Here is a 22,359-nt window from a genome sequence, read left to right as displayed (position 1 = left end):
GTGTCCACAAGAAGAGCGGCAGGCCAGTGGCCTGCCGTTTTTTATGGGTGCGTGGGGATTGACGGACGCGTTTTAAACGCCTGACGCAGGGGCGCTAACGCAGCGCGGACACGCAGATCGGCGCGTTGATGTAGACGTCGCCCACACGGCGTTCGCCGCGGTCGTTCCGTGTCATGTAGCGGAACATCATGCTCACGCCGATCTTGGTCAGGATTTCCACGTCACGGTTCGCGCAGATGTTGCGCTGGAGCGGAGCGGCGTAGTTCACCTCGAAGCTGGCGAGGTCCAGCATCGGCCCGCGATAGTTGGTCAGCTCCAGTTGGAACAGCACGTGCTTGCCCGGAATGGACTGGCAGCGGCGCAGCCGCGTTTCGCCGTCGATCTCGATGGGCAACGCGTCATTGAGCTGCCGGCAGGCGCGCGCCAGGACGCTGTCAGGACGATTCGTGCTGCGCAGCAATTCGGGCACACCGGCCGCACCGGTGTTCTGGCCGGTGGCGGCGCCCTTGAGCATGCGTGAGAGTGCTTCGGCTTCGTCAACCACCACGGGCGCGGGTGACGAGGCGGGTGCCACGGCTGCGGGCCGGCCAGGCGCGGCCCATGCGGGCAGCGGCGGCAAGGCTGCTAAGGCAACCAGGCTGAGCGAGGCTATAAACGGCTTGGATCGTATGGTCATGCAGGATAACGGTGCCGGGGACGGGTCCCGTGATCCGTCTTCCGCGATGCGTCTGACTGCTTGGTCTGGATAACATCCGTACCGACAGGCAGGCATTGTACCCTCCACCTTGGCACACGTGAAAGCCGCGCCACACATGGATTTGCATGGTCGGAATGGTTGAGGCGGAATTTCCACGGTACTTGCAGCGGCTTGACGGATGGACCGCTACACGTTCCCGCGCTGTGCAACAATTGCGGCCAGACTTTCCGGAATCCTTTCATGACGTTCCATACGAGCGCGCCTTCTTCGGCGCGCTTTCCGCTCTGGCTGCTGATCTGCGCGTCGCTGACAGCCATCGCACCGCTTTCCATCGACATGTACCTGCCGGCCTTCCCGGCACTGGCGGCAGACCTGCGTACCGATATCGGACAGGTGCAACTCACGCTCGGCACGTTCCTGGTGGGGCTGGCCATCGGGCAGGCGTTCTATGGGCCGATCAGCGATCGCTACGGTCGCAAGGCGCCGCTCTATGTTGGCTTGACGCTCTACGGCCTGGCCGCTGCAGGTTGTGCGCTGGCATCGAGCGTGGAGTCTCTGATGCTGTGGCGCTTCTTGCAGGCGCTCGGCGGATGCACCGGGCTGGTGGTGTCGCGTGCAGTGATCCGCGACCGGCTGGAAGCCCGCGAGTCGGCGCGCGCGTTCTCGTCGCTGATGCTGGTGATGGGGCTGGCGCCTATCCTGGCACCGCTGATCGGCGGGGCAGTGCTCGCGGCGGCCGGCTGGCGCGCGATTTTCTGGATCCATTGCGGCGCTGCTGTCCTGCTGCTGTGGTTCGTCCATTCGCGCATGGAAGAGTCGCTCGATCCGCAACGGCGCCGCACGCTGCATCCCGGTACGGTGCTGCGCGGTTACTGGGAACTGCTGCGCGATCGGGAATTCCTGGGCTATTCGCTGTCGGCTGGCTGCGTGCAGGGCGGCATGTTCGCCTATATTGCGGGCTCGCCGTTTGTGCTGATCGAACTGCATGGCATCGATCCCTCCCACTACGGCTTTGTCTTTGGCGCGAATGCGTTCGGCCTGATCGCGATGTCGCAGGTCAACGCACGACTGGTGCGTGCACGCGCGCTCGATGACATATTGCGTACGGCCCTGTTTGCGCCGTGCATCGCGGGCCTGGTGCTGGCCGCGACGGCGCTGCTCGGCCTCGCTTCATTGCCGGTGCTGCTGTGCTGCTTCTTCGTGTTTCTCGCCGGACTCGGCTGCATCACGCCCAATGCTTCGGCATTGGCACTGTCGCGTCAGAGCCATCGCGCAGGCACGGCCTCGGCGCTGATGGGTACGCTGCAATTCGGCTTCGGCACGATAGCGGGCGCGGCAGTCAGCGTCTGGCACGACGGCACGGCGTTGCCGCTGGCCGTCGTGATGGCGATCTGTGGAAGCGGCGCCGTCCTGCTGCGCCTGTATGGGCGAGCTGGCCTGCAGCCGCAACCTCACTGACGACTTCGGGCGGGATTCAGGCCGCCTGGTTGGCGGGTTGCGCAGGCGCCATCGGCACGGCTGGCGAGTTCTGCATGACCACGACCTGTGCCGGCATCGGCGCGGCAAATCCGGCCTGGCCAAACGTGTCGCGAATCGTGCGGTTGGTATCGAAATAGACCTGCCAGTAGTGATCGTTATGGCAGAACGGCCGGACGGCCAGCACGGGCCCCACGAGCGTGAATTCAAGGATCTCGACTTCCACGGCTGGGTCAGGCAGCACGTTGGGAATCGCGGCAATCTTTTCCTTGAGCAGCGCGGTGGCCGCTGCCACATCGGTGGAGCCGGCCAGTTGCGCTTTCAGTTCCACGCGCCGGAACGCATTGGCCGTGAAGTTCTGGATCGTGTCCGAGAAAATCTTGTTGTTGCCGACCACGGTCATGACGTTGTCGGGGGTATTCATCGAGGTGGCGAACAGTCCGATCTCCACCACCGTGCCGGTGACGCCGCCGATGGTGACGAAGTCGCCGACCTTGAACGGCCGCAGTACCACCAGAAACGCGCCTGCTGCGAAGTTCGCCATCAGCCCTGACCATGCCATGCCGATGGCGACGCCCGCCGCAGCAATCAGTGCCGCAAACGTGGTGGTCTGGATGCCGAAGTAACCGAGGATGCCAATTACCAGCACCACGTTCAGCGTGACGGTGACAATCGATCCGACATAGCGCAGCAGGGTGGGATCGACGCTTTGCTTGGCCAGCGATTTCTGCACCAGCCGCACCACGAAATGAATCAGCCAGCGGCCCACGACCCAGAATGCCAGGGCAGCGAGAATCTTGACCCCGAATACTGTGGCGTAGCCGTAAATGATGTCGCGGATGCTTTGCAGCGAGGTGGTATCCATGAGACACGCTCCAGTTTTGACGGGCAGGAAAAAACCAGGGACGGCGAAAGAGAAAACGCTGTCGGGAATGTCAGGATTGCGAGACACGCCTGTTGCGGCGTTTGGGGAGGGGCAAGGGCATTATTGGACGCGCGGGCCCGAAAGTTCAAGTCAAACTTTGTGATGTCGGCGTTGCTGCGCGACCGGCGTTCAGCGCGATGTGCCGGTCGCGCGTGTCATCGGAAACGTCTTACCAGTTCGTCTCCCGCTCTGGCGTGGCCGAGATGCGGTGCAGGGTCAGGTCGGCGCCGTTGAATTCTTCCTCGGCATCGAGACGAATGCCGACGAACTTCTTCAGCGCGCCATAGACCAGCGTGCCGCCGACAACTGCCACGATGATGCCCGCCAGCGTGCCGGTGATCTGCGACACCAACGATACGCCGCCCATGCCGCCCAGCATGCGCGTGCCGAAGATGCCCGCCGCGATGCCGCCCCACGCGCCGCAGAGGCCGTGCAGCGGCCAGACGCCGAGCACATCGTCGATATGCCACTTGTTCTGCGCCAGCGTAAACAGATAGACGAACAGCAGTCCGGCCACCGCGCCGGTGACGAGCGCGCCAAGCGGATGCATGATGTCCGAGCCCGCGCAGACAGCCACCAGACCAGCCAGCGGGCCGTTATAGGAGAACCCAGGGTCATTGCGCCCGGCCGCCCACGCAGCCAGTGTGCCGCCGACCATCGCCATCAGCGAGTTGATGGCCACCAGACCGCTGATCTTGTCGATGGTCTGGGCGCTCATCACGTTGAAGCCGAACCAGCCCACGGCCAGCACCCATGCCCCAAGCGCCAGGAACGGAATGTTCGAAGGCGGATGCGCGCTGATGCGGCCATCCTTCTGATACCGGCCACGCCGCGCGCCAAGCAGCAGCACGGCGGGCAGGGCGATCCATCCGCCAACCGCATGCACGACCACCGAACCGGCAAAGTCATGGAAGGGCGCGCCAGTCACCGAGGCCAGCCAGTCCTGCAGCCCGAACCGGTTGTTCCAGACGATACCCTCGAAGAACGGATAGACAAATCCCACCAGCACGAACGTAGCCACCAGTTGCGGGTTGAACCTGGAGCGCTCGGCGATACCGCCGGAGATGATCGCCGGGATGGCCGCCGCGAAGGTGGCCAGGAAGAAGAACTTCACGAGTTCGTGACCGTTCTTCTCCGCAAGCACTTCGGCACCGGAGAAAAACTGGACGCCGTAGGCGATCGTATAACCGATGAAGAAATAGGCCAGGGTTGAGACCGCAAAGTCGACCAGTATTTTCACCAGTGCATTGACCTGGTTTTTCTTCCGTACGGTGCCCAGTTCCAGGAACGCAAATCCGGCGTGCATGGCCAGCACCATGATTGCGCCGAGCAGGATGAACAGCGCATCCGTGCCAGTCTTCAGGTTATCCATCGTTATCTTTGCCCGATTTATGCTCGAAATGGGAGCAGCGATAAGCAATTTGCGTTCCTGAAAAGGCGGCAAAACGGGGAAATTCGCGCAAACACGGTGCGGAATGCACTGGGATGGCGCTCTTCAGCCGGGCTTCCGGACGGCATCGGCGCCGCTGACGCTGGAAAGGGAGGTAGTTATCCAGCAATGCGAGAGACCTTATGCGCCAGATTGACGCATTTGCGGCGATGCAGCAGACCCGAAAAGGTGCATGGAAATTTCCTGCACCATCGTGATGCTTTGCGCTTGGGCGGAATAATCGAAGGCGGGGGAGCATATTATTGCTGACACGCCACTTTTTCGATCTATTCTCGGTTTCTCACCCAAGTGCGCCGTTCTTTACATGAAATTCAAATAATGTGATGTCGCGATCTGGGAAACAGAGGGGTAAAACGCCCGCTAAGTGTTGCCACAGAACGATTTGCGGCGGTTTTCGTTGCATTGGTGCCACTGGGGATTGCTCAAGCCTTAATGGGCAGATTAGACTGCGCCGATCGGACTTTTTGCCACTTGGCATAAGTCCGGTGACGACGACCAACAAGGGAAACAGCCATGAATAAAGGTGAACTGGTATCGGCCATCGCCGCGGAAGCAGAACTCAGCAATGCCGCCGCCGAGCGCGCGCTGAACGCTGCGCTGGACAGTATCAAGAAGGCAGTAGCCAAGGGTGACTCCGTCACGCTGGTGGGTTTTGGCAGCTTCAGCTCGGGCAAGCGTGCCGCCCGTACCGGTCGCAATCCGCGTACTGGTGAAACCATCAAGATCCCGGCAGCAAAGACGGTGAAGTTCTCCGCCGGCCAAGGTTTCAAGGACGCCGTGAACAAGAAGAAGTAAGCGCATCACGTCTGCGGAGTACAGAGAGCGGCCTGCGGGGCCGCTTTTCTTTTTTGTGCCGGGTCTCTTCTCGCGGAATTCCTATCTCTATTCGTGCCATTGCGAGGCGTGTCGCGTTACACTGCCCGCGCCTCAGGCTCGAATTCTGGATTTTCAGCGATGAACGATTTGTCCCACCAGCTTTCCATGACCGTGCTGATGACGCCGGACATGGCCAATTTCTCCGGCAATGTCCACGGCGGCACCATTCTGAAGTACCTGGACATGGTCGCGTATGCCTGCGCCAGCCGCTACGCCGGCCGCTACGTGGTGACGCTCTCGGTGGACCAGGTGATGTTCCGCCAGCCGATCCACGTAGGCGAACTCGTGACGTTCCTGGCCGCCGTCAACTTCACGGGCCGCAGCTCGATGGAGATCGGGATCAAGGTGGTGACGGAAAATATCCGCAGCAAGGTTGTGCGCCACACCAATAGCTGCTATTTCACGATGGTTGCCGTGGACGACAACGGTGCGCCCGCCGAGGTGCCGCCGCTGCAGCCGCGCGACGAAGTGGAGCGCCAGCGCTTCGAGGCCGCCAAGCAACGCCGCGCGCTGCGCCAGGAAATGGAACGCAGGCACGACGAGATCAAGGGAGCAACATCGGAATGAGCGTCAGGAACATCGTCAGGACTGGGCTGTGCGTCATGGTGGCGTGCTTTGCAGCCGCCGTCCATGCCGAGGAAATCGGCAGCGTATCGACGAATTTCCGCATGACGGGTTCCGACAAGGTCGTCATTGAGGCCTACGATGACCCGCAAGTGGACGGCGTGACGTGCTATGTCTCGCGGGCGCGCACCGGTGGTATCAAGGGCTCTCTCGGTATGGCCGAGGACCCGCCGGAGGCGTCGATTGCCTGCCGTCAGGTGGGCACCATCGCGTTCAAGGGCCCGCTGAAGGCACAGGAGGACGTGTTCTCCGAGCGCATGTCGATCCTGTTCAAGACGCTGCACGTGGTGCGTGCGGTGGACCGCAAGCGCAATACGCTGGTCTACCTGACCTATTCGGACCGCATCGTCAGTGGTAGCCCGCAGAATGCGGTGACGGCCGTGCCGGTGCCGGCGGGGACGCCGATCCCGGTGAAATAAGCGAGTCGAATGAGGGCGGACCCGAGAGCCCGCCCGACCCGCTGGACCTAATCGAACAGCTTGCGCAGGTTCGACTTCAAGATCTTCCCGTTCGGATTGCGCGGCAACATCTCGTCCAGCACGATGATCCGCACCGGCACCTTGAACCCCGCAATCCGCTCGCGCACAAACGCCTGTAGCTCGGTTTCGCTCGCCGCCATCCCCGGCTTGAGACTCACCACCGCGGCCGGTTCCTCTCCCAGCGTCCGGTGCGCGATGCCCACCACAGCGGCATCCATTATCGACGGATGCGCATACAGCGCGCTTTCCACCTCGATGCAGTAGATGTTTTCGCCACCGCGAATCAGCATGTCCTTCATGCGATCCACGATGTACACGAAGCCGTCTTCGTCGAGACGCGCCACGTCGCCAGTGCGCAACCAGCCGTCGGAAAACGTCTTGGCCGTGGCCTCGGGCTTGTTCCAGTAGCTGTGGACCACATTGGCGCCGCGCACCATCAACTCGCCAATCTCGCCCACGGGCAGCGCGTTGCCGAACCCATCGTCGATCTTCATCTCGCCGATTGGCAGGGACGGGCCGCTGCTATCTGCGCGATGCACGTATTCCTCGGCGCTGTGGCTCGTGAACGTGGCCGACGTTTCCGTCATGCCCCAGCCAATGCCTGGCGCAGCTTTTGGAAACGCTTCCTGGATGCGCCGCACCAGTTCCGGCGAGGCGGGCGCGCCACCGTAATGCATGTTTTCCAGCGACGACAGGTCAAAGGCTGCGCGTTGTGGATGTTCGATGATCTGCCATGCGATGGTAGGCACACCACCTGCCGAAGTGCACCGCTCGGTCTCGATCAGGCCCATGGCACGTAGCGTGTCCCACCGATGCATCAGCACGATCTTGCCGCCCACGGCCAGCGCGCCATTCAGGACCGACATGCAGCCCGTGACGTGGAAGAACGGCACGGCCAGTAGCGCGGCTTTCTGTGGCGCATTGGGGTCCGGTTCCGGCACGGGTTCGCCGCGCCGCAGTAGGTTGCGCAGCGGGCTGAACTGCCCGCAGACCGCTACCGAGCACGCGTTGCGATGGGTTCCCACGGCGCCCTTGGGCTTCCCGGTGGTGCCTGACGTGTAGAAGATCGTGGCATCGTCCTCGGGGTCGAGCGGGACGATGGGCAGCGATTGCGAGGGCAGGGTGCCCCACGTGCGGGATTCGCCAATCACTGAAGCCAGCGGCACGATGCGTGGATCGTCGAAGCTGGCATCCTCTGGCGCACGCGAGACATAGATGCGTTCCAGCGCGGGGCATTGCGGCAGGTGTTCGAGAATGCGGTCGAGCCGCTCGAAATCGACGATGGCGATCTTGCTGCCCGAGTCGGCCAGCCCATATTGCAGTTCGGGGCCGGTCCACCAGGCATTGAGCGGCGTGACGATGGCGCCGGTCAGCAGGCCTGCGTAGAAGGCCACGGGCCATTCAGGCAGGTTGCGCATGGCCACGGCCACGCGATCGCCGCGGTGCACACCGTCGCGCACAAGCTGATGCGCCAGCGCCGTGGCGGCAAGCACGAACGCGCGATAGCTGACGCGCTCCCCCTCATAGACCACGAAGGTGCGCTCGCCCCACGCGGCCGCTACTAGGAACAGGTCGCGCAGCGTGGGTGGCGCGTTCTTCCACACGGTGGTGGGCACGCCCCGGATCACGCGTGTTTCAGTTTCGAACGGCGCGCCAGGCGCAGTGAGCCGGGCGTGGGCCTCGGCAATCGACATGACCGGCCACTGGCCGGCAGGTGTTGCGTGTTGCGGTTGCTGCGGTTGATGCGACATGCATGGCCTCCCGCGAGAAACTGCCCATGAACGAGCAGGAGGGCAGCCGGGCGGCGGCCCTCCCCAGGTCACTCAGGTAACGACTCAGATTGTCACGCCACCGTCCACGACCATCGCCTGTCCGGTCATGAACGTGCTGGCTGCCGATGCCAGGAAGCATGCAGCACCGGCAATCTCCACCGGCTCGCCAATGCGGCGCAGCGGGGCGTTTTCCGTGGATTGCTTGTAGCGGACCGGATCTTCCCAAAGGGCGCGCGCGAAGTCCGTCTTGATCAGGCCCGGGGCGATGCAGTTCACGCGCACGTTGTGCGGCCCGAACTCCACGGCGAGGTTGCGGGCGAGTTGGAAGTCGGCGGCCTTCGAGACGTTGTAGACGCCAATCGTAGGCGACCCACGCAGGCCGCCAATGGACGACACGATGATGATCGAACCATCCTTTCGATCAATCATCTGCGGCGCCACCATCTGGATCAGCCAGTGATTGGAAATCACGTTGTTGTCGAGCACCTTGCGGAACTGCTCGTCCGTGACGCCGCTCATCGGCCCGTAGTAAGGGTTAGATGCCGCATTGCAGACCAGCACGTCCACGCGGCCAAACACGCGGTTGGTCTCGTCCACCAGATGCTGCAGTGCTTCCTTCGACGAGATATTGGCCGCAACCGCCAGCGCCGTGCCCGCGCCGTGCTTCGCATTGATGGCGTCGGCCACTTCCTGGCAGCCTTCGATCTTGCGCGAGGAAATGACGACTTTGGCACCCTGCACGGCCAGTTGCTCGGCGATGGCGCGGCCAATACCGCGCGAAGAACCCGTGATGATGGCTACCTTGCCCGACAGATCGAACAATGACATGGTGGATGTCTCCTGATGGATGGCAGCGGTCCTGGCCGCCACCTGATTCGTGAATGAGCCGGAACATTATGGGCAACCACCCGCCGCTCAGTCCACCGGCCAAGGGCCGCGACCGACCCGTTATCAGCAAATGTTCTGCGGGCAATGCGCGCGATGCATGGCTACATCCTGCAGCGCAGAATTTCGGTTCGTCGGTTCAGGTTGTGCGGTATGCCGGGAGGATCTCGGGCAAGCGTGCCGTCAGGGCGGCGCGAAGGTCGTCGTCCAGGCGGATGCCGAAGCGCCCGGTGAGCAACTCGATCACGGCCGCGGCGGAAGACAGCACCTGCTTGCGGACCTGTCCGTCCGAGGTGCGCTCGGTGAAATCGGCGTTCGCCAATGCGAGCCGTGTGCCATCGGGCTCGATGCGGGCCGCCATCAGCGTCGTTGTGAAGTGGCTCTCCGGATGGGTGGACACGTACCAGTTGCGGGCCACGTAATCGATTTGCGGCTGCGGTGTCAGGTCGAAGCGATACATGACGCGCCATGCGTCGGCGTCCGCCGTTTCCCCGCCATCGCCGACGGTCATGTCGTACAGGTGAAAGGCTGCGCCAGCCTCTGCAGGTGGCACAGGTTGCAGCCGATGGAGCTTCTGCGGCGCGATCGGCGAAGACAGCGGCAGCGCAAATGCGGGCGTGGGACCACCGAACCCGACATCGGCAATATGGCTTTCGTGGGCCACTTCCACGCGCAACAGCATGTGCGTCAAGCCTGTGCGTGCCGAGGCCGGCATGTTCCAGCGCACGCGCGCGGCCAGCGGCGTTACGCAAAAACCCAGCGATTTCAGGCCCGCGCAGAAAAGCGTGTTGAGTTCGAAGCAGTAGCCCCCGCGGCCCTGATACACGAGCTTCTCCAAGACTGACGGCAGGTCGATGGCTACGCGGCGACCTGTCAGCGAGTTCAGGTTCTCGAATGGCAGATGCCGCAGATGGCTGGCGATCAACGCGTCGAGGGTTTCCAGCGTCGGTGGCGTGGGCTGATCGAAGCCGATGCGCCGCAGCCACGCTTCGCGTTGATCGGCAGTCAGGGCAGGTATCTGGTCGGCGTCGAGCATGGCGAGGGGAGAAGGAAGATTAGTGGAGTGCCTCGAACGGCGGGTTAACGCCGGGTTTTTGCTATTCCGCAGCGCTTTTCGCGTGACTACTATAAATCGACCTCAAAACCCGGCGGGCATCGTGGTTTCGCTACGTTGCAGCATTCGAGACCGGCATACATTCCAGGAGACCCCACGTGAAAACCCTGATCGATCATCTGTCCCAGTACGCCGCCTATCACCGCGACTCACGCAACGTCGTCACCCACTTCGTAGGTATCCCGATGATCGTGCTGGCCGTGACCGCGCTGCTGGGACGCCCTGCAATGCCGCTGGGCGAGGGGGGCGTGGCACTGACACCGGCCATCGTCGTCTACGCACTCGCTTGCCTGTTCTATCTGCGGCTGTCGCTCGGATTCGGCGTGGCGATGGCTGTGATCCTCGCGGCGTTCGTCTGGGCAGGCGCGTGGATCGCGACGTTTTCCACGACGGCATGGCTGGCCAGCGGCATCGGTCTGTTCGTGCTCGGCTGGATCATCCAGTTCGTGGGGCATTACTACGAGGGACGCAAGCCGGCTTTCGTCGACGACCTTGTCGGGTTGCTGGTCGGCCCGCTTTTCCTCGTGGCGGAAACCGCTTTTGCACTGGGCCTGGCGCACGAAACACGAGACGCGATGGCTGCGCACGCGCATTGATTCGCGGAAACTTTTGCGCGTTTGCAGCGTCTGTCAGACGCGAAAGTGGGGGTACGTAGCGCTCCGCAGAGAGTTTCCTGACGCAAAGCAGCGACAAAACACGGGGTTTTTACTTGGTTTGACCTGCCGCATGTGAGAAAACCCCTTTACTTCTGGCCGTTTCCGCTATGATTCAGTGCGTGCCGGCCAGCATGGTTCACGACTCTGCAAACGACTAGCGTCAGGCAGTGATTGCGAATCGGCCGGAACGACAATCTTCAACTCTCGTATATCGACATGGCGACCAAAGCGAAACCGACCGCGAAGACTGCAACCAAGGCTCCTGCCAAGAAGGCAGCAGCAACCAAGGCACCCGTAAAGGCTGCCGCAAAGAAGGCCGCCGCTCCGGCCAAGAAGGCTGCTCCGGCCGCTGCTCCGACTCCGAAGCCGCTGAAGGACACCTTCAACAAGTCGAGCCTGGTCGCTCACCTGGTAGCGCAAACCCAGCTCGAAGCCAAGGCCGTGAAGACGGTTCTGGCCCATCTCGAAAACACCATCGTTAGCGCGCTGAACAAGAAGGGCGCTGGCGAATTCACGCTGCCGGGCCTGCTGAAGGTCACCGCACAACAAGTGCCGGCCAAGAAGAAGCGCTTCGGCAAGGACCCGTTCACGGGTGAAGAGCGTTGGTTCCCGGCCAAGCCGGCCAGCGTCAAGGTCAAGGTCCGTCCGCTGAAGAAGCTGAAGGACGCTGCGGCCTGATAGCCCGATCCCTTTGGTAGTCGCCTGTCCACCTTCGGGTGGACGGCTTGAAACCCCACGCTTGAGAAAGCGTGGGGTTTTTTGTTGGGGGTTTGGTTTGTGTTTGCCCTGTTTTTCTCCCCTCTCCCACTGCATGGGAGAGGGGAGCAAGCCCATCGGTGCTTGAATCAATAAGCCTTGAAATTAGCCGCCACCCGTTGCTTCAGGAACTCCCCCGCGGTGATCGCCGGATACAACTTTGACGGGCCTTCGATCATGGCGTTGCGGTTGGCCTGGCAGAAGAACGCCAGGCTGTAGCGCGGTCCCATGTATTCGCCCGGTACTGGATTGCGTACGCGATGGAAATTCGAAGGCAGGCGGTCGTCGCTCCAGCGCATCAGCATGTCGCCGATGTTGCAGGTGATGACGTCCTCGTCGGGCGGGATCGGGGTCCATGCCTGCGCTTCCATTTCCTTGCCGGGGCAAACCTGCAGGCCACCTTGACCCTGCCGTTGGAACAGCAGCGTCAGGCAATCGAAATCGGTGTGCGCGCCAGCGCGCCACAGTTCGAGCTTGTCCTGCGCTTCGGGCGGGATGGCGTAGTAGTGGAGCAGGCGCAGCGTGCTCTGGTAGTCGGGCGCGGACGGGTCATGCGCACGCGTGAAGAAGTCGCTGTCGAAGCCGAGTTTGTCCGCAAAGCACGACAGCACCTTCATGCCCACTTCCCAGGCTTGCCGCTCGAAGGCCAGCATCGTGGCCTGGAAGCCTGCCAGTTCTTCGTCAGTCGGCCATAGCGGTGCCATATGCGGCCGCGTGATTTGATATGACTCTTTCTGGTCCGGCGTTCCCGTGGAGGGACGCACCTGCGCGCGCGATTCCCATCCGGCGTTGTTGGCCTTCTGCAGCGGATACTGGGCCTTTACCGAATCGGGCAGCGCGAAGAACCGTTCGGTCATCGCAAAGGCCTCACGCGCGGCGGCCAGTTCGATGCCGTGGTTTTCAAGCTGGAAGAAGCCGATATCGGTGGCGGCCTGCCAGAGCTGGTCGCTGATCTCCGCCTTGCGCTGGTCGAAGTCCGACAGGTCGATGCGCCGGATCTCGCGCGCATCGGTCTCGAAGCCATGCGCGCCCATGCGCGATTCGCGGGCCAGTTCGTGAAGGGGGAGGGTGGTGTCAGTCATGTCGTTCCGGGTTCAGGAAAGGTGAACGGGCCGGCCGACGGGGGAGCGGGATGCCAGGACAAGGCTCTCGATCTCCGCCGTGGCGCGGACATCAAGAGCAATTTCCTGCCGCCCTTCGGAAAGAAGGGATGGGGCGGTTGAACGCTTCTACTCTTCGCTATGCACTGAGCAGGTTTCGGGCCAGCCGGTTTGGTGCGTAAAGCCGGTCCTGGCAAATGGCACATACGCTGAATTCACCGGAATGACGCATCGCACGTTGCAAGTTGGTGCGCTGGAATGGGCCGGAACGGTGCCATGCCAATGCTTGACCGTGACGCCTTCAATCCAGTTCGACCACGATCTTGGCGCGTGCCGTGCCCCCCGCAACGACTTCGTAAGCCTGCTCTGCCTGGACCATCGTGAAGCGCCGCGGATCCACGACGGGACGCAACTGTCCGCATTCCGCCAAACGCGTGGCCTCGGCCAACATCTCGCCATGATGCGCACGCAGCTTGCCGGTCAATAGCGGATACAGCGTGAACACACCGGAGTAGGTGGCTTCGCGGAAGGACAGCGGCGCCAGCGCATGCGTTCCCCACCCCAGCGCGCTGACCACATGGCCGAAGTGCCTGACAGCGGCGAATGAGGCATCGAGCGTGGGGCCGCCGACCGTGTCGACAACGAGATCGAATCCTTCGCCCTGGGTCAACTCGGCCACGTACTGCTCAACCGTCTGCGCGCGATAGTCGATGGGCGTCGCGCCCAGTTCGGCGACCAGATCGAGATCCTTCGCACTGGCAGTGGCGAATACCGACGCACCGAGAGCACGCGCCAGTTGCACCGCGATATGTCCGACGCCGCCGGCACCGCCCTGCACGAGCACGGTCTGACCGGCCCCAAGGTGTGCACGATCGACGATGCCCGCATAGGCTGTGATGAAGGCCAGCGGCAACGCGGCGGCCTCTCGCATCGACAGGTTGCGCGGCTTGCGGGCCAGCAGGGCGGCGTCGACGGCTGCGTACTGGGCAAGAGAGCCCTGGATGCCGCCCACGCCGCCAGTCATGCCGTAGACCTCGTCGCCCGGACGAAAAGCCGTTACGCCCGCGCCAATCGCTTCCACGGTGCCGGCCATGTCGATGCCGAGTATGAGTGGCAACGGATGCCGGGCGTGCGCGGCGGCGCCAGCGCGGATCTTGGTGTCGAGCGGATTGAGGCCGCTCGCTGCGATGCGCACCAGCACCTGTCCCGGACCCGGTTCGGGCCGCTGCAGTGTGGTGGATACGAGTGGGCCGCCGTATTGATTCAGCACCAGAGCTTGCATGGTCGATGTCATGTTCTGCCTTCCTTTCGGTCATCACGCGATGCGGTCTTGCATTCCGCGTGTCGTGGCATTCATCATGTGCCATGCGGAATCGCATGAATATCAACAATATCGAATGGCACCCAATCGAAAATGCATGGGCTAAAGCTGGAGTGGAGTGATCTGCGCATTTTCCTGGCGATCGCACGAGCCGGGACGCTTGGCGGCGCTGCGAAGCTCATCGGCCAGACACAGCCGACCATGGGACGCCGTTTGCGCACACTGGAGGAGGCAGTGGGGCAACTGCTGTTCCACCGCACCACCGAAGGTCTGGTGTTGACCGATGAGGGCAACGCCGTGCTGGTGTATGCCGAGCGCATGGAAGAGGAAGCGCTGGGGCTGGCACGCGCACTGGCTGGGCACGGCAATGCGCTGGCGGGGCCGCTGCGCGTTACGTCGTCCGACTGGTTCGGCATGTATGTGCTGACGCCGGTCTTTGCACGTTTTCTTGGGCAACATCCGCTGGTGTCACTGGAACTGGTGACGGATTCGCGTCAGCACAGCCTGGCCCGCCGCGAAGCCGACCTGGCATTCCGCATCATGCCGTTCGAGGAAGCCGACGTTATCCAGCGCAAGCTCATGCACATGGAATATGCGTTGTATGGACACCGCGAACTGGTGGCGCCGCGTGCAGGAGACGGGACGGGCGCGGCACTCATCACGATGGATACGGCTTTCGATGCGCTGCCAGACGTGGCATGGGCGCGGCGGATGCTGCCGCAGGCGCGCACCGTGTATCGCAGCAACAACCGGGGTGTACAGGCGCGCATGTGTGTCGAGGGCGGCGGTTTCGCGGTGCTGCCGTGTCCGCTGGGCGATGTCATGCCGGATCTTGTTCGCGTCGATCTCGGCGAAGCGCCCCCCGGACGCGATGTCTGGTTCGGCTTTCACAAGGATCTGCGGCGGCTCGCCCGCTTGCGCGCCCTTGTGGATCTGACGATGGATTCGCTCGGCCAGAGCCAGGCGCCGAGCGAATAAAAAAAGCCGGCACAAGGCCGGCTTTCAAACTTCAACACTACAACTCAACGCAAATCGAGGATGCTTACTGCGGTCCGAGCTTCTTGATCAGGGCGTCCAGCATGCCGTGTTCTTCTTCGGTCAGGTCGGTCAGCGGTGCACGCACCGGACCGGCGTCGCGGCCCACCAGCTTGGCGCCGGCCTTGACGATCGACACGGCGTAGCCATGCTTGCGGTTGCGGATGTCCAGGTACGGCAGGAAGAAGTCGTCGATCAGGCGACCCACCGTGGCGTGGTCGTCAGCGGCGATGGCGCGATAGAACTCCATCGCGGTCTTCGGGATGAAGTTGAACACGGCCGACGAGTACACGGGCACGCCCAGTGCCTTGTAGGCGGCGGCGTAGACTTCGGCGGTGGGCAGGCCGCCCAGGTACGACAGGCGATCGCCCAGCTTGCGGCGCACGCGCACCATCGCTTCGATGTCACCCACGCCGTCCTTGAAGCCGATCAGGTTCGGGCACTTGTCCACGACCTTGGCCAGCAGATCCGCACCGATGCGCGAGTTGGCACGGTTGTACACGATCACGCCGCACTTGGTGGCCTTGCAGACTTCTTCGATATGGTTGGCGATGCCGTCTTCGCTGGCTTCGGTCAGGTAATGCGGCATCAGCAGGATGCCGTGGGCGCCCAGGCGCTCGGCTTCCTTCGCGTACTCGATGGCCACGCGGGTCGGGCCACCGGCGCCGGCCAGGATGGGCACCTTGCCACGGCAGGTTTCCACCGCCGTGCGGATCACGTTGGAGTAATCCTGCTGCGTCAGCGAGAAGAACTCACCCGTGCCGCCAGCGGCAAACAGGGCGGTGGCGCCGTACGGGGCCAGCCATTCCAGGCGCTCTGCGTAGGTATCGGCGCGGAAGTTGCCTTGCTTGTCGAAATCGGTAATGGGGAACGAGAGCAGGCCCTCGGAGATGATCTGCTTGAGTTCTTGCGGAGTAGTCATGTCGCTCTTCCTGATCGCCACATGGCGAAATAGTGATGTTGGGGTGGAACAAGGGCGTCTTGTAGCTCGTTCCACCGTGTCGATGGCTTCGAGATAAGTCATCGTACAACTATCAACTTGACCATGCAAGCAATACGGTCGGATTTGAGGGAAAACCCCGTGTTCAGGTTGCTGCTAACCTGTCATCCGGGCACCTTGCCAGGTCCATTTCGGCATACCGTGCGGAAGGGGTGCATCACCCGCCAGACCGCAAGCTAATTGAAAGCAGCCGTTTTTGGGCGCGATGCACGGCATGAGGGCGCGGTGCACCGACTCAGGGTAAACGCGCGCTGTGTCAGGGGGAACCCGATCACTATAATTCTTGTCGTACGACGACATATCACAAGCCGGTCCCAACGCATTCCTGCATCAGGCCCCGGTTGTGAGGAGACCCGATGACCGCAACACCCACCACCGGCGCAGCTGCCGCCTCCGGCGCCCGCCGCACCAATGTCCGCTACTGGATCCTTGCCCTGATCTTCATCGTGACCACGGTCAACTACGCCGACCGGGCCACGCTATCCATCACCGGCCCCGCCATGCGCGAGGAGTTCGGCTTCACGGCTGTGCAGATGGGGTACATCTTCTCGGCGTTCAGCTGGGCCTACGTGATGGCGCAGATTCCGGGCGGCTGGATGCTCGACCGTTTCGGCGCCCGCCGCATCTACGCGGTTAGCATCTTCTTCTGGTCGCTGTTCACGCTGCTGCAAGGCTGGATCGGCATTTTCGGCACGGTTGGCGCCACGTTGTCCGCGCTGTTCGCGCTGCGCTTTGCGGTGGGCCTCGCGGAGTCGCCGGCGTTCCCGGCCAATGCCAAGGTTGTGGCGAGCTGGTTCCCCACGGATGAACGCGGCACGGCATCGGCCATCTTCAATGCGGCCCAGTATTTCGCTGCCGTGGTGTTCACGCCGCTGATGGCGTGGATCGTCCATAGCTGGGGCTGGCACCACGTCTATCTGTGGATGGGCATCATGGGCATGCTGCTGGCGCTGGTCTGGCTCAAGGTCATGCGCAGCCCGGCCACGCATCCGGCCGTGAATCCCGCCGAACTTGCGCACATCGAGCAGGGCGGCGGCCTGATCCACATGAACGAGGGCGAGGGCAAGGCGAAGGAAGCCAGCCCGACCGGCTGGTTCTACGCGAAGCAACTGCTGACGAATCGCATGCTGGCAGGTGTCTACCTGGGTCAGTACTGCGTCAACGTGCTGACGTACTTCTTCCTGACATGGTTCCCCGTGTACCTGGTGCAAGCGCGCGGCATGTCGATCCTGAAGGCAGGCTTCGTGGCCTCGTTGCCCGCGATCTGCGGCTTCCTCGGCGGTGTACTGGGCGGCGTGATCTCCGACGCGCTGCTGCGTCGCGGCCATTCGCTGACCCTGGCCCGCAAGGTGCCGATCGTCGCCGGCATGGCGCTGTCGATCTCGATGGTGGCCTGCAATTACGTGGATGCCGAGTGGCTGGTCGTGGCCATCATGGCGCTGGCGTTCTTCGGCAAGGGCATCGGCGCGCTGGGCTGGGCCGTGGTGGCCGATACGGCGCCCAAGGAAGTGATCGGCATGGCCGGCAGTATTTTCAACACGTTCGGCAACATTGCCGGCATCGTGACGCCAATCGTGATCGGCTATATCCTGAGCACGACGGGCTCGTTCAACGGCGCATTGGTGTTCGTCGGTATCAACGCCCTGGTCTGTGTGCTGAGCTACCTGGTGATCGTCAAGGACATTCGCCGCGTGGAACTGAAGCACCCCCAATAAAGAAGGAATCCCCCAAATGTCGGACTTGTCGGTTCAGAACGTGGCGGCGGCGCCCAAGCCGCTCTACATCCGCATCCACGCGAATGACAACGTGGCCATTGTTGCCAACGACGGCGGGCAGCCCGCCGGCACCGTGTTCCCGTGTGGCCTGACCCTGGTGGAACATGTGCCGCAGGGCCACAAGGTAGCACTGGTGGACCTGAAGCAGGGCGATGCCGTGACGCGCTACAACGTGGCCATCGGCTATGCGCTCAAGGATCTGCCGCGCGGTAGCTGGGTCAACGAGCGTGTCATCGAGATGCCCGTGGCGCCCGGCCTGACCGACCTGCCGATCTCCACGCGCCTGCCCGAGCCGCTGCCGCCGCTCGACGGCTATACGTTCGAGGGTTTCCGCAACCCGGATGGCTCGGTGGGCACGCGCAACATCCTGGCAATCACGGAGACCGTGCAGTGTGTGTCCGGCGTGGTGGATTTTGCCGTGCGACGCATCAAGGCCGAACTGCTGCCGAAATACCCGAACGTCGATGACGTAGTGGGTCTGGAGCACACCTACGGCTGTGGCGTGGCCATCGATGCGCCCGACGCCATCATCCCGATCCGCACGCTGCGCAACATCGCGCTGAATCCCAATTTCGGCGGCACCGCGATGATGGTGAGCCTGGGCTGCGAAAAGCTGCAGCCGGATCGCCTGATGCCGCCGGGAACCATCCCGATCCAGACCGGCGCTGGCGAAGTGCAGGTGGGCGTGGTCTGCCTGCAGGACGACAAGCATGTGGGCTTCGCGTCGATGATCGATTCGATCGTTGCGATGGCAGAGAGCCACTTGAAGACGCTCAATGCACGCAAGCGCGAAACGGTGCCCGTTTCCGAGCTCGTGGTGGGCGTGCAGTGCGGCGGCAGCGATGCGTTCTCTGGCGTGACCGCCAACCCGGCCGTGGGTTTCGCCACCGACCTGCTGGTACGCGCCGGCGCAACCGTGATGTTCTCGGAGGTGACCGAAGTGCGCGACGGCATCGACCAGTTGACCTCGCGCGCCGCTACACCCGAAGTGGCCGAGGCGATGATCCGCGAGATGGACTGGTACGACAAATACCTGGACCGCGGCCGCGCGGACCGCAGCGCCAACACCACGCCAGGCAACAAGAAGGGCGGCTTGTCGAACATCGTCGAGAAAGCCATGGGCTCGATCGTCAAGTCCGGTAGCGCACCCATCGCCGGTGTGGTCTCGCCGGGCGAGCGCGTCAAGACACGCGGCCTGAACTACACCGCCACACCCGCCAGCGATTTCATCTGCGGCACGCTGCAAATGGCCGCCGGCATGAACCTGCACGTGTTCACCACGGGGCGCGGCACGCCGTATGGTCTGGCCGAAGTGCCGGTCATCAAGGTAGCCACGCGCAGCGACCTCGCACGCCGCTGGCATGACCTCATGGACATCAACGCGGGCAGTATCGCCACCGGCGATGCGACCATCGAGGACGTGGGCTGGGAACTGTTCAACCTGATGATCGAGGTGGCGAGTGGCCGGAAGAAAACCTGGGCCGAGCACCATGGCCTGCAGAACTCCCTGGCACTGTTCAACCCGGCGCCGGTGACCTGATCGGGGAGTGCGGGAGGGGTCTTAACAAACAAACAAACAATAAGAAACAGAGCGATGTCGCTGCGTAAGCGCGGCATCGCTCTTGTGCTTTTTAGGGCACTTCAAGCAAGCCCGGTCGCATGTGTCGCAGCCGATGGTATAGTCCAGTATCTATTCATGATTCTATTCAAGAATCTATTCAGATATGGCTTCGCTCCCCGATCAGATCCGGTTCCGGCTCGCCGGTGGCCCGGCCACGGCGCGCCAACTCATTGAAAACATTGGAGTTAGTCAGCCAACGCTGTCGCGCGCCATCCAGGGCATGGATGGCGAACTGGTTCGACTAGGCGCTGCCCGATCTATTCAATATGCCTTGCGTGACACTGCTCGCGGGTTTGGCGAAGTGCCGGTCTATCGCGTGTGTTCGGACGGTACGATCCGCGCGCTGGGCGATCTCATTCCCGTGCGGGCGGACGGCTTCGTGATGCGCGAAGCGGAGGGGGGCGTTACCCGTTTCAGCGACAGCCTGCCGTGGTGGCTGCTGGATATGCGGCCGCAGGGTTTTCTCGGTCGCGCCTATGCCGCGCGATATGCGCAGGGGCTGGGCCTGCCCGCCAATGTGGCCGAGTGGAACGATAGCCAGATCATGCGAAGTCTGATCGCGCAGGGCCCGGACGCCGTGGGCAATCTGTTGCTGGGCGACCTCGCGCGCGACCGCTTCCTGAGTGCCGAGGTGCCGAAGCCGCTCGCGGAAGCCGGAAAGGGATCGGTCTACGTGCGGCTGGCGCAAGAGGCTGCGCGGGGTGAGTTACCGGGATCATCTGCGGGTGGCGAGCAGCCCAAATTCACGGCCTATGTCGATACGACGCGTGGGCCACGGCATGTGCTGGTGAAGTTCACGCTCCCCGAAGACAACGCGATGACCGAGCGCTGGCGCGATTTGCTGCTGACGGAGCATCACGCGCTGGAGACACTCGCGGCGTCAGGCATCCGCGCGGCACGATCGCATGTCGTCGATCACGGTTCGCAGCGATTCCTGGAGGTGGAGCGATTCGACCGGGTCGGGCCGCTGGGACGTCGGGCGCTGTTCTCGCTTGAATCGGTCGAAGCAGAGTTCGCCGGTCAGGGCAGCGCCATCTGGCCGGTGATCGCCGCGCAACTTGCCAACGAGCGACATATCACGCCGGAGTCCGCAGAAAACGCCGCATTGCTCTATGCGTTCGGCACGCTGATCGGGAACACCGATATGCACAACGGCAATTTGTCCTTCACCAACGGCGAAGCGCTGCACGCGCGTCCCTACGTGCTGGCACCGGCCTACGACATGCTGTCGATGGGATTCGCGCCGCGCGCGAGCGGCGCCTTGTCTAACACGCTGGTGCCGGCCAACTTGCGCTCCAATGTGCCGAATGCAATCTGGATGCGTGCGTACAGCATGGCCGAAGACTACCTGAGCGGGCTGCGTGCCGAATACCGCTTTTCCGCGGCATTTGGCCCGTGTCTGGATAGCCTCGCCACCCATATCAGAGAAGCAGGCGCGAAGGTCTCGCGCCTGGGGTAGCAGGGGCAATTTAGCCGCCAATCACTTGCTTGGCGAAGGTCGCGCGTTCCATTTCCATGACATTCACCGTCACTTGCACGGACTGCCCTTCGGTGCCGGGCCGCACGCATTCGGCGATGGCACTGGCAACGCGCTCGCCAAGATCCTTTCGGATCGCCTGATCGCGGCCATCGAGAATCTGAAGCGTGGCATGCACGAAGCCACGGTCGCCCTGTTCGGTCCCGCGGCGATACGTGTCGAGCATGATCACGCGCGACTTGATCGACGGTTCATCGAACTGGCCGCTGGCGAGCAGCGCGGCATTGCACTCGTCGAGCAGTTCTTCTTTCGAGCGGGCAAGGCGGGTGTTTTCGGTGATTTCGACGATGAGGTGGGGCATGGGAATCGGGTCCGGTGAGAGGGCAGGAATTCCGCATCGTACGGCAAACGCGGCATTCCTGCGTGGCTCGATATGACGCTCAGGCGGTGACGCCGAAGGTGGCCTCGATCCTGCGGACGTGCTGCTGCAACAGCGGGCGGACTTTCTCCAGCAGGTGCGCGGGCGGCACCAGTGCGTTGGGTCCGCTGCAGCTCAGCGTCATGGGCGGCAGCGACGGGCCTGGACGGAACGCCAGCGCGATCGAGTTGATATCGGGCAGCCACTCGCCGAACGACGTGGTGCAGCCCAGCCGGCGATGCTCGTCGCGGCATTGCATCAACATGCTCTCGGCCGTGGGCGCGGGCGTCTTGTCATCGGTGCGGAACGCTGCCAGTGCCTGACGTTGCTCCGTGTTCGACAGCGCCAGCAGGTAGGCGCGGCCCGCCGCCGTGGTCAGCCCCGATACGCGGCTGCCCACGGGCACGCGCAGCGTCAGGTAGCTCTCGGCCTGGCAGTTCTCGAAAATCAGCATGCGGCCACGATCGCGCACGATGAGCGAGGCCACACCCTTCGACAGATCGGCCAGTTCCTGCATGAACGGACGCGCCACGGCCAGCACATCGGCGCCCTGTTGCGCGGCTGGGGCCAGCGCGAGCGCCGAACTGCCGAGGCGGTAGCGCACAGGATCGGTCAATGCCTGCAGGTAGCCGAGTTCGGTCAGCGTATGCGTGAGCCGCGAGATCGTGGACTTGGGCAGGCCGCAGCGCTGCGCCAGTTCGGCATTGCCGAGTTCGCTGTCGAAGGCGCGGAAGCAGGCCAGCACGTCAAGGCCGCGCGCCAGGGCCGTGACGAAGTGGCGGTCTTCCTTGCGCACGCTTTCCTTCTTCGCTGGCGTGGCAGGGATGGTGGCGGCCTGCGTGGTGTCGAAAGTGTCCGGCGCGGTGGTCAGTGTCTGTTCCATATGTTTCATATGTTCCATG

21 protein-coding genes are annotated in these 22,359 nt (G+C 63.0%); 10 read left to right on the top strand and 11 right to left on the bottom strand.

The genetic code is table 11. The features are described from left to right. Positions 1 to 94 precede the first annotated feature (94 nt). Positions 95 to 676 carry a hypothetical protein gene (locus tag FFS21_RS04295; RefSeq protein WP_137923704.1) on the bottom strand — a complete coding sequence of 194 codons (582 nt, stop codon included), beginning with the start codon at positions 674 to 676 and terminating at the stop codon, positions 95 to 97. A 261-nt stretch (positions 677 to 937) separates the two neighbouring features. On the opposite strand from FFS21_RS04295, the gene FFS21_RS04290 reads away from it, so the two are divergent. Further along, positions 938 to 2,155 (top strand): Bcr/CflA family multidrug efflux MFS transporter, encoded by a 1,218-nt coding sequence (locus FFS21_RS04290; protein ID WP_137923703.1) that lies wholly within the window; start codon positions 938 to 940, stop codon positions 2,153 to 2,155. 16 nt (positions 2,156 to 2,171) lie between these two features. Here FFS21_RS04290 and FFS21_RS04285 read toward each other — a convergent pair whose 3' ends face one another. After that, positions 2,172 to 3,038: a mechanosensitive ion channel family protein gene (locus tag FFS21_RS04285; RefSeq protein ID WP_137923702.1), complete on the bottom strand. Its 867-nt coding sequence runs from the start codon at positions 3,036 to 3,038 to the stop codon at positions 2,172 to 2,174. Positions 3,039 to 3,267: 229 nt separating this feature from the next. Further along, positions 3,268 to 4,470, bottom strand: a complete 1,203-nt coding sequence (locus FFS21_RS04280; protein WP_137923701.1) for an ammonium transporter — start codon at positions 4,468 to 4,470, stop codon at positions 3,268 to 3,270. 591 nt (positions 4,471 to 5,061) lie between these two features. Here FFS21_RS04280 and FFS21_RS04270 point away from each other — a divergent pair. The 3 genes from FFS21_RS04270 to FFS21_RS04260 all read left to right on the top strand — a co-directional run bounded on the left by FFS21_RS04270 (position 5,062) and on the right by FFS21_RS04260 (position 6,467). Continuing rightward, on the top strand, positions 5,062 to 5,343 hold the full coding sequence (locus FFS21_RS04270) for an HU family DNA-binding protein (RefSeq protein WP_008651272.1): 282 nt from the start codon (positions 5,062 to 5,064) through the stop codon (positions 5,341 to 5,343). A gap of 159 nt (positions 5,344 to 5,502) precedes the next feature. After that, positions 5,503 to 5,991: an acyl-CoA thioesterase gene (locus FFS21_RS04265; RefSeq protein WP_137923700.1), complete on the top strand. Its 489-nt coding sequence runs from the start codon at positions 5,503 to 5,505 to the stop codon at positions 5,989 to 5,991. Beyond that, a complete protein-coding gene (locus tag FFS21_RS04260; protein ID WP_502705151.1) occupies positions 5,988 to 6,467 on the top strand; it encodes a CreA family protein in 480 nt (159 codons plus the stop codon). The genes FFS21_RS04265 and FFS21_RS04260 overlap by 4 nt, the downstream gene beginning before the upstream one ends. Positions 6,468 to 6,514: 47 nt before the next feature. Here the strand turns inward: FFS21_RS04260 and FFS21_RS04255 are convergent, their stop codons facing one another. The 3 genes from FFS21_RS04255 to FFS21_RS04245 all read right to left on the bottom strand — a co-directional run bounded on the left by FFS21_RS04255 (position 6,515) and on the right by FFS21_RS04245 (position 10,220). Further along, positions 6,515 to 8,278 carry a class I adenylate-forming enzyme family protein gene (locus tag FFS21_RS04255; protein WP_137923699.1) on the bottom strand — a complete coding sequence of 588 codons (1,764 nt, stop codon included), beginning with the start codon at positions 8,276 to 8,278 and terminating at the stop codon, positions 6,515 to 6,517. Positions 8,279 to 8,362: 84 nt separating this feature from the next. After that, positions 8,363 to 9,127, bottom strand: coding sequence for an SDR family oxidoreductase (locus FFS21_RS04250; protein ID WP_137923698.1), 765 nt, complete (start codon positions 9,125 to 9,127; stop codon positions 8,363 to 8,365). Positions 9,128 to 9,323: 196 nt separating this feature from the next. Continuing rightward, the gene (locus FFS21_RS04245) at positions 9,324 to 10,220 is read right to left on the bottom strand and encodes an arylamine N-acetyltransferase family protein (RefSeq protein WP_137923697.1); all 897 of its coding nucleotides are present in this window, start codon (positions 10,218 to 10,220) and stop codon (positions 9,324 to 9,326) included. 176 nt (positions 10,221 to 10,396) lie between these two features. Between FFS21_RS04245 and FFS21_RS04240 the strand changes: the two genes are divergently transcribed. Both FFS21_RS04240 and FFS21_RS04235 read left to right on the top strand, forming a co-directional pair. Beyond that, on the top strand, positions 10,397 to 10,894 hold the full coding sequence (locus tag FFS21_RS04240) for an Mpo1 family 2-hydroxy fatty acid dioxygenase (RefSeq protein ID WP_137923696.1): 498 nt from the start codon (positions 10,397 to 10,399) through the stop codon (positions 10,892 to 10,894). Between the two features lie 276 nt (positions 10,895 to 11,170). Further along, positions 11,171 to 11,632: an HU family DNA-binding protein gene (locus tag FFS21_RS04235; protein WP_137923695.1), complete on the top strand. Its 462-nt coding sequence runs from the start codon at positions 11,171 to 11,173 to the stop codon at positions 11,630 to 11,632. A 167-nt stretch (positions 11,633 to 11,799) separates the two neighbouring features. On the opposite strand, the gene FFS21_RS04230 is transcribed toward FFS21_RS04235, so the two are convergent. Further along, complete coding sequence (locus tag FFS21_RS04230; RefSeq protein WP_137923694.1) at positions 11,800 to 12,792, bottom strand: isopenicillin N synthase family dioxygenase; 993 nt, start codon at positions 12,790 to 12,792, stop codon at positions 11,800 to 11,802. Between the two features lie 319 nt (positions 12,793 to 13,111). After that, a complete protein-coding gene (locus FFS21_RS04225) occupies positions 13,112 to 14,104 on the bottom strand; it encodes a zinc-dependent alcohol dehydrogenase family protein (RefSeq protein ID WP_137923693.1) in 993 nt (330 codons plus the stop codon). Positions 14,105 to 14,224: 120 nt separating this feature from the next. On the opposite strand from FFS21_RS04225, the gene FFS21_RS04220 reads away from it, so the two are divergent. After that, positions 14,225 to 15,109 carry a LysR family transcriptional regulator gene (locus FFS21_RS04220; RefSeq protein WP_137923692.1) on the top strand — a complete coding sequence of 295 codons (885 nt, stop codon included), beginning with the start codon at positions 14,225 to 14,227 and terminating at the stop codon, positions 15,107 to 15,109. 64 nt (positions 15,110 to 15,173) lie between these two features. Here FFS21_RS04220 and kdgD read toward each other — a convergent pair whose 3' ends face one another. Further along, a complete protein-coding gene (kdgD, locus tag FFS21_RS04215) occupies positions 15,174 to 16,088 on the bottom strand; it encodes a 5-dehydro-4-deoxyglucarate dehydratase (protein WP_137923691.1) in 915 nt (304 codons plus the stop codon). Positions 16,089 to 16,522: 434 nt separating this feature from the next. On the opposite strand from kdgD, the gene FFS21_RS04210 reads away from it, so the two are divergent. The 3 genes from FFS21_RS04210 to yjjJ all read left to right on the top strand — a co-directional run bounded on the left by FFS21_RS04210 (position 16,523) and on the right by yjjJ (position 21,021). Further along, on the top strand, positions 16,523 to 17,881 hold the full coding sequence (locus tag FFS21_RS04210; protein ID WP_137923690.1) for an MFS transporter: 1,359 nt from the start codon (positions 16,523 to 16,525) through the stop codon (positions 17,879 to 17,881). A gap of 16 nt (positions 17,882 to 17,897) precedes the next feature. Continuing rightward, positions 17,898 to 19,481, top strand: a complete 1,584-nt coding sequence (garD, locus tag FFS21_RS04205; RefSeq protein WP_137923689.1) for a galactarate dehydratase — start codon at positions 17,898 to 17,900, stop codon at positions 19,479 to 19,481. A 184-nt stretch (positions 19,482 to 19,665) separates the two neighbouring features. Then, positions 19,666 to 21,021 (top strand): type II toxin-antitoxin system HipA family toxin YjjJ, encoded by a 1,356-nt coding sequence (yjjJ, locus tag FFS21_RS04200; RefSeq protein WP_137923688.1) that lies wholly within the window; start codon positions 19,666 to 19,668, stop codon positions 21,019 to 21,021. Positions 21,022 to 21,031: 10 nt separating this feature from the next. On the opposite strand, the gene FFS21_RS04195 is transcribed toward yjjJ, so the two are convergent. Continuing rightward, positions 21,032 to 21,400, bottom strand: a complete 369-nt coding sequence (locus tag FFS21_RS04195; protein WP_137923687.1) for a 5-carboxymethyl-2-hydroxymuconate Delta-isomerase — start codon at positions 21,398 to 21,400, stop codon at positions 21,032 to 21,034. A gap of 79 nt (positions 21,401 to 21,479) precedes the next feature. Beyond that, positions 21,480 to 22,358: an IclR family transcriptional regulator gene (locus FFS21_RS04190; protein ID WP_237380555.1), complete on the bottom strand. Its 879-nt coding sequence runs from the start codon at positions 22,356 to 22,358 to the stop codon at positions 21,480 to 21,482. Position 22,359 lies beyond the last annotated feature (1 nt).

The sequence above is a fragment of the Cupriavidus sp. 2SB genome, assembly GCF_005503625.1.
GTDB lineage: Bacteria > Pseudomonadota > Gammaproteobacteria > Burkholderiales > Burkholderiaceae > Cupriavidus.
This window is presented reverse-complemented; position numbering and strand designations above follow the sequence as displayed.

Excerpts from the sequence above, each read along its gene's own strand:
- FFS21_RS04280 (WP_137923701.1), bottom strand. The coding sequence starts at position 4,470 with ATGGATAACCTGAAGACTGGCACGGATGCGCTGTTCATCCTGCTCGGC.
- FFS21_RS04190 (WP_237380555.1), bottom strand. The coding sequence starts at position 22,358 with ATGGAACATATGAAACATATGGAACAGACACTGACCACCGCGCCGGAC.
- FFS21_RS04225 (WP_137923693.1), bottom strand. The coding sequence starts at position 14,104 with ATGACATCGACCATGCAAGCTCTGGTGCTGAATCAATACGGCGGCCCA.
- yjjJ (WP_137923688.1), top strand. The coding sequence starts at position 19,666 with ATGGCTTCGCTCCCCGATCAGATCCGGTTCCGGCTCGCCGGTGGCCCG.
- FFS21_RS04195 (WP_137923687.1), bottom strand. The coding sequence starts at position 21,400 with ATGCCCCACCTCATCGTCGAAATCACCGAAAACACCCGCCTTGCCCGC.
- FFS21_RS04235 (WP_137923695.1), top strand. The coding sequence starts at position 11,171 with ATGGCGACCAAAGCGAAACCGACCGCGAAGACTGCAACCAAGGCTCCT.
- FFS21_RS04260 (WP_502705151.1), top strand. The coding sequence starts at position 5,988 with ATGAGCGTCAGGAACATCGTCAGGACTGGGCTGTGCGTCATGGTGGCG.
- FFS21_RS04270 (WP_008651272.1), top strand. The coding sequence starts at position 5,062 with ATGAATAAAGGTGAACTGGTATCGGCCATCGCCGCGGAAGCAGAACTC.
- garD (WP_137923689.1), top strand. The coding sequence starts at position 17,898 with ATGTCGGACTTGTCGGTTCAGAACGTGGCGGCGGCGCCCAAGCCGCTC.
- FFS21_RS04295 (WP_137923704.1), bottom strand. The coding sequence starts at position 676 with ATGACCATACGATCCAAGCCGTTTATAGCCTCGCTCAGCCTGGTTGCC.
- FFS21_RS04210 (WP_137923690.1), top strand. The coding sequence starts at position 16,523 with ATGACCGCAACACCCACCACCGGCGCAGCTGCCGCCTCCGGCGCCCGC.
- FFS21_RS04250 (WP_137923698.1), bottom strand. The coding sequence starts at position 9,127 with ATGTCATTGTTCGATCTGTCGGGCAAGGTAGCCATCATCACGGGTTCT.
- FFS21_RS04230 (WP_137923694.1), bottom strand. The coding sequence starts at position 12,792 with ATGACTGACACCACCCTCCCCCTTCACGAACTGGCCCGCGAATCGCGC.
- FFS21_RS04285 (WP_137923702.1), bottom strand. The coding sequence starts at position 3,038 with ATGGATACCACCTCGCTGCAAAGCATCCGCGACATCATTTACGGCTAC.
- FFS21_RS04255 (WP_137923699.1), bottom strand. The coding sequence starts at position 8,278 with ATGTCGCATCAACCGCAGCAACCGCAACACGCAACACCTGCCGGCCAG.
- FFS21_RS04220 (WP_137923692.1), top strand. The coding sequence starts at position 14,225 with ATGCATGGGCTAAAGCTGGAGTGGAGTGATCTGCGCATTTTCCTGGCG.
- FFS21_RS04265 (WP_137923700.1), top strand. The coding sequence starts at position 5,503 with ATGAACGATTTGTCCCACCAGCTTTCCATGACCGTGCTGATGACGCCG.
- kdgD (WP_137923691.1), bottom strand. The coding sequence starts at position 16,088 with ATGACTACTCCGCAAGAACTCAAGCAGATCATCTCCGAGGGCCTGCTC.
- FFS21_RS04290 (WP_137923703.1), top strand. The coding sequence starts at position 938 with ATGACGTTCCATACGAGCGCGCCTTCTTCGGCGCGCTTTCCGCTCTGG.
- FFS21_RS04245 (WP_137923697.1), bottom strand. The coding sequence starts at position 10,220 with ATGCTCGACGCCGACCAGATACCTGCCCTGACTGCCGATCAACGCGAA.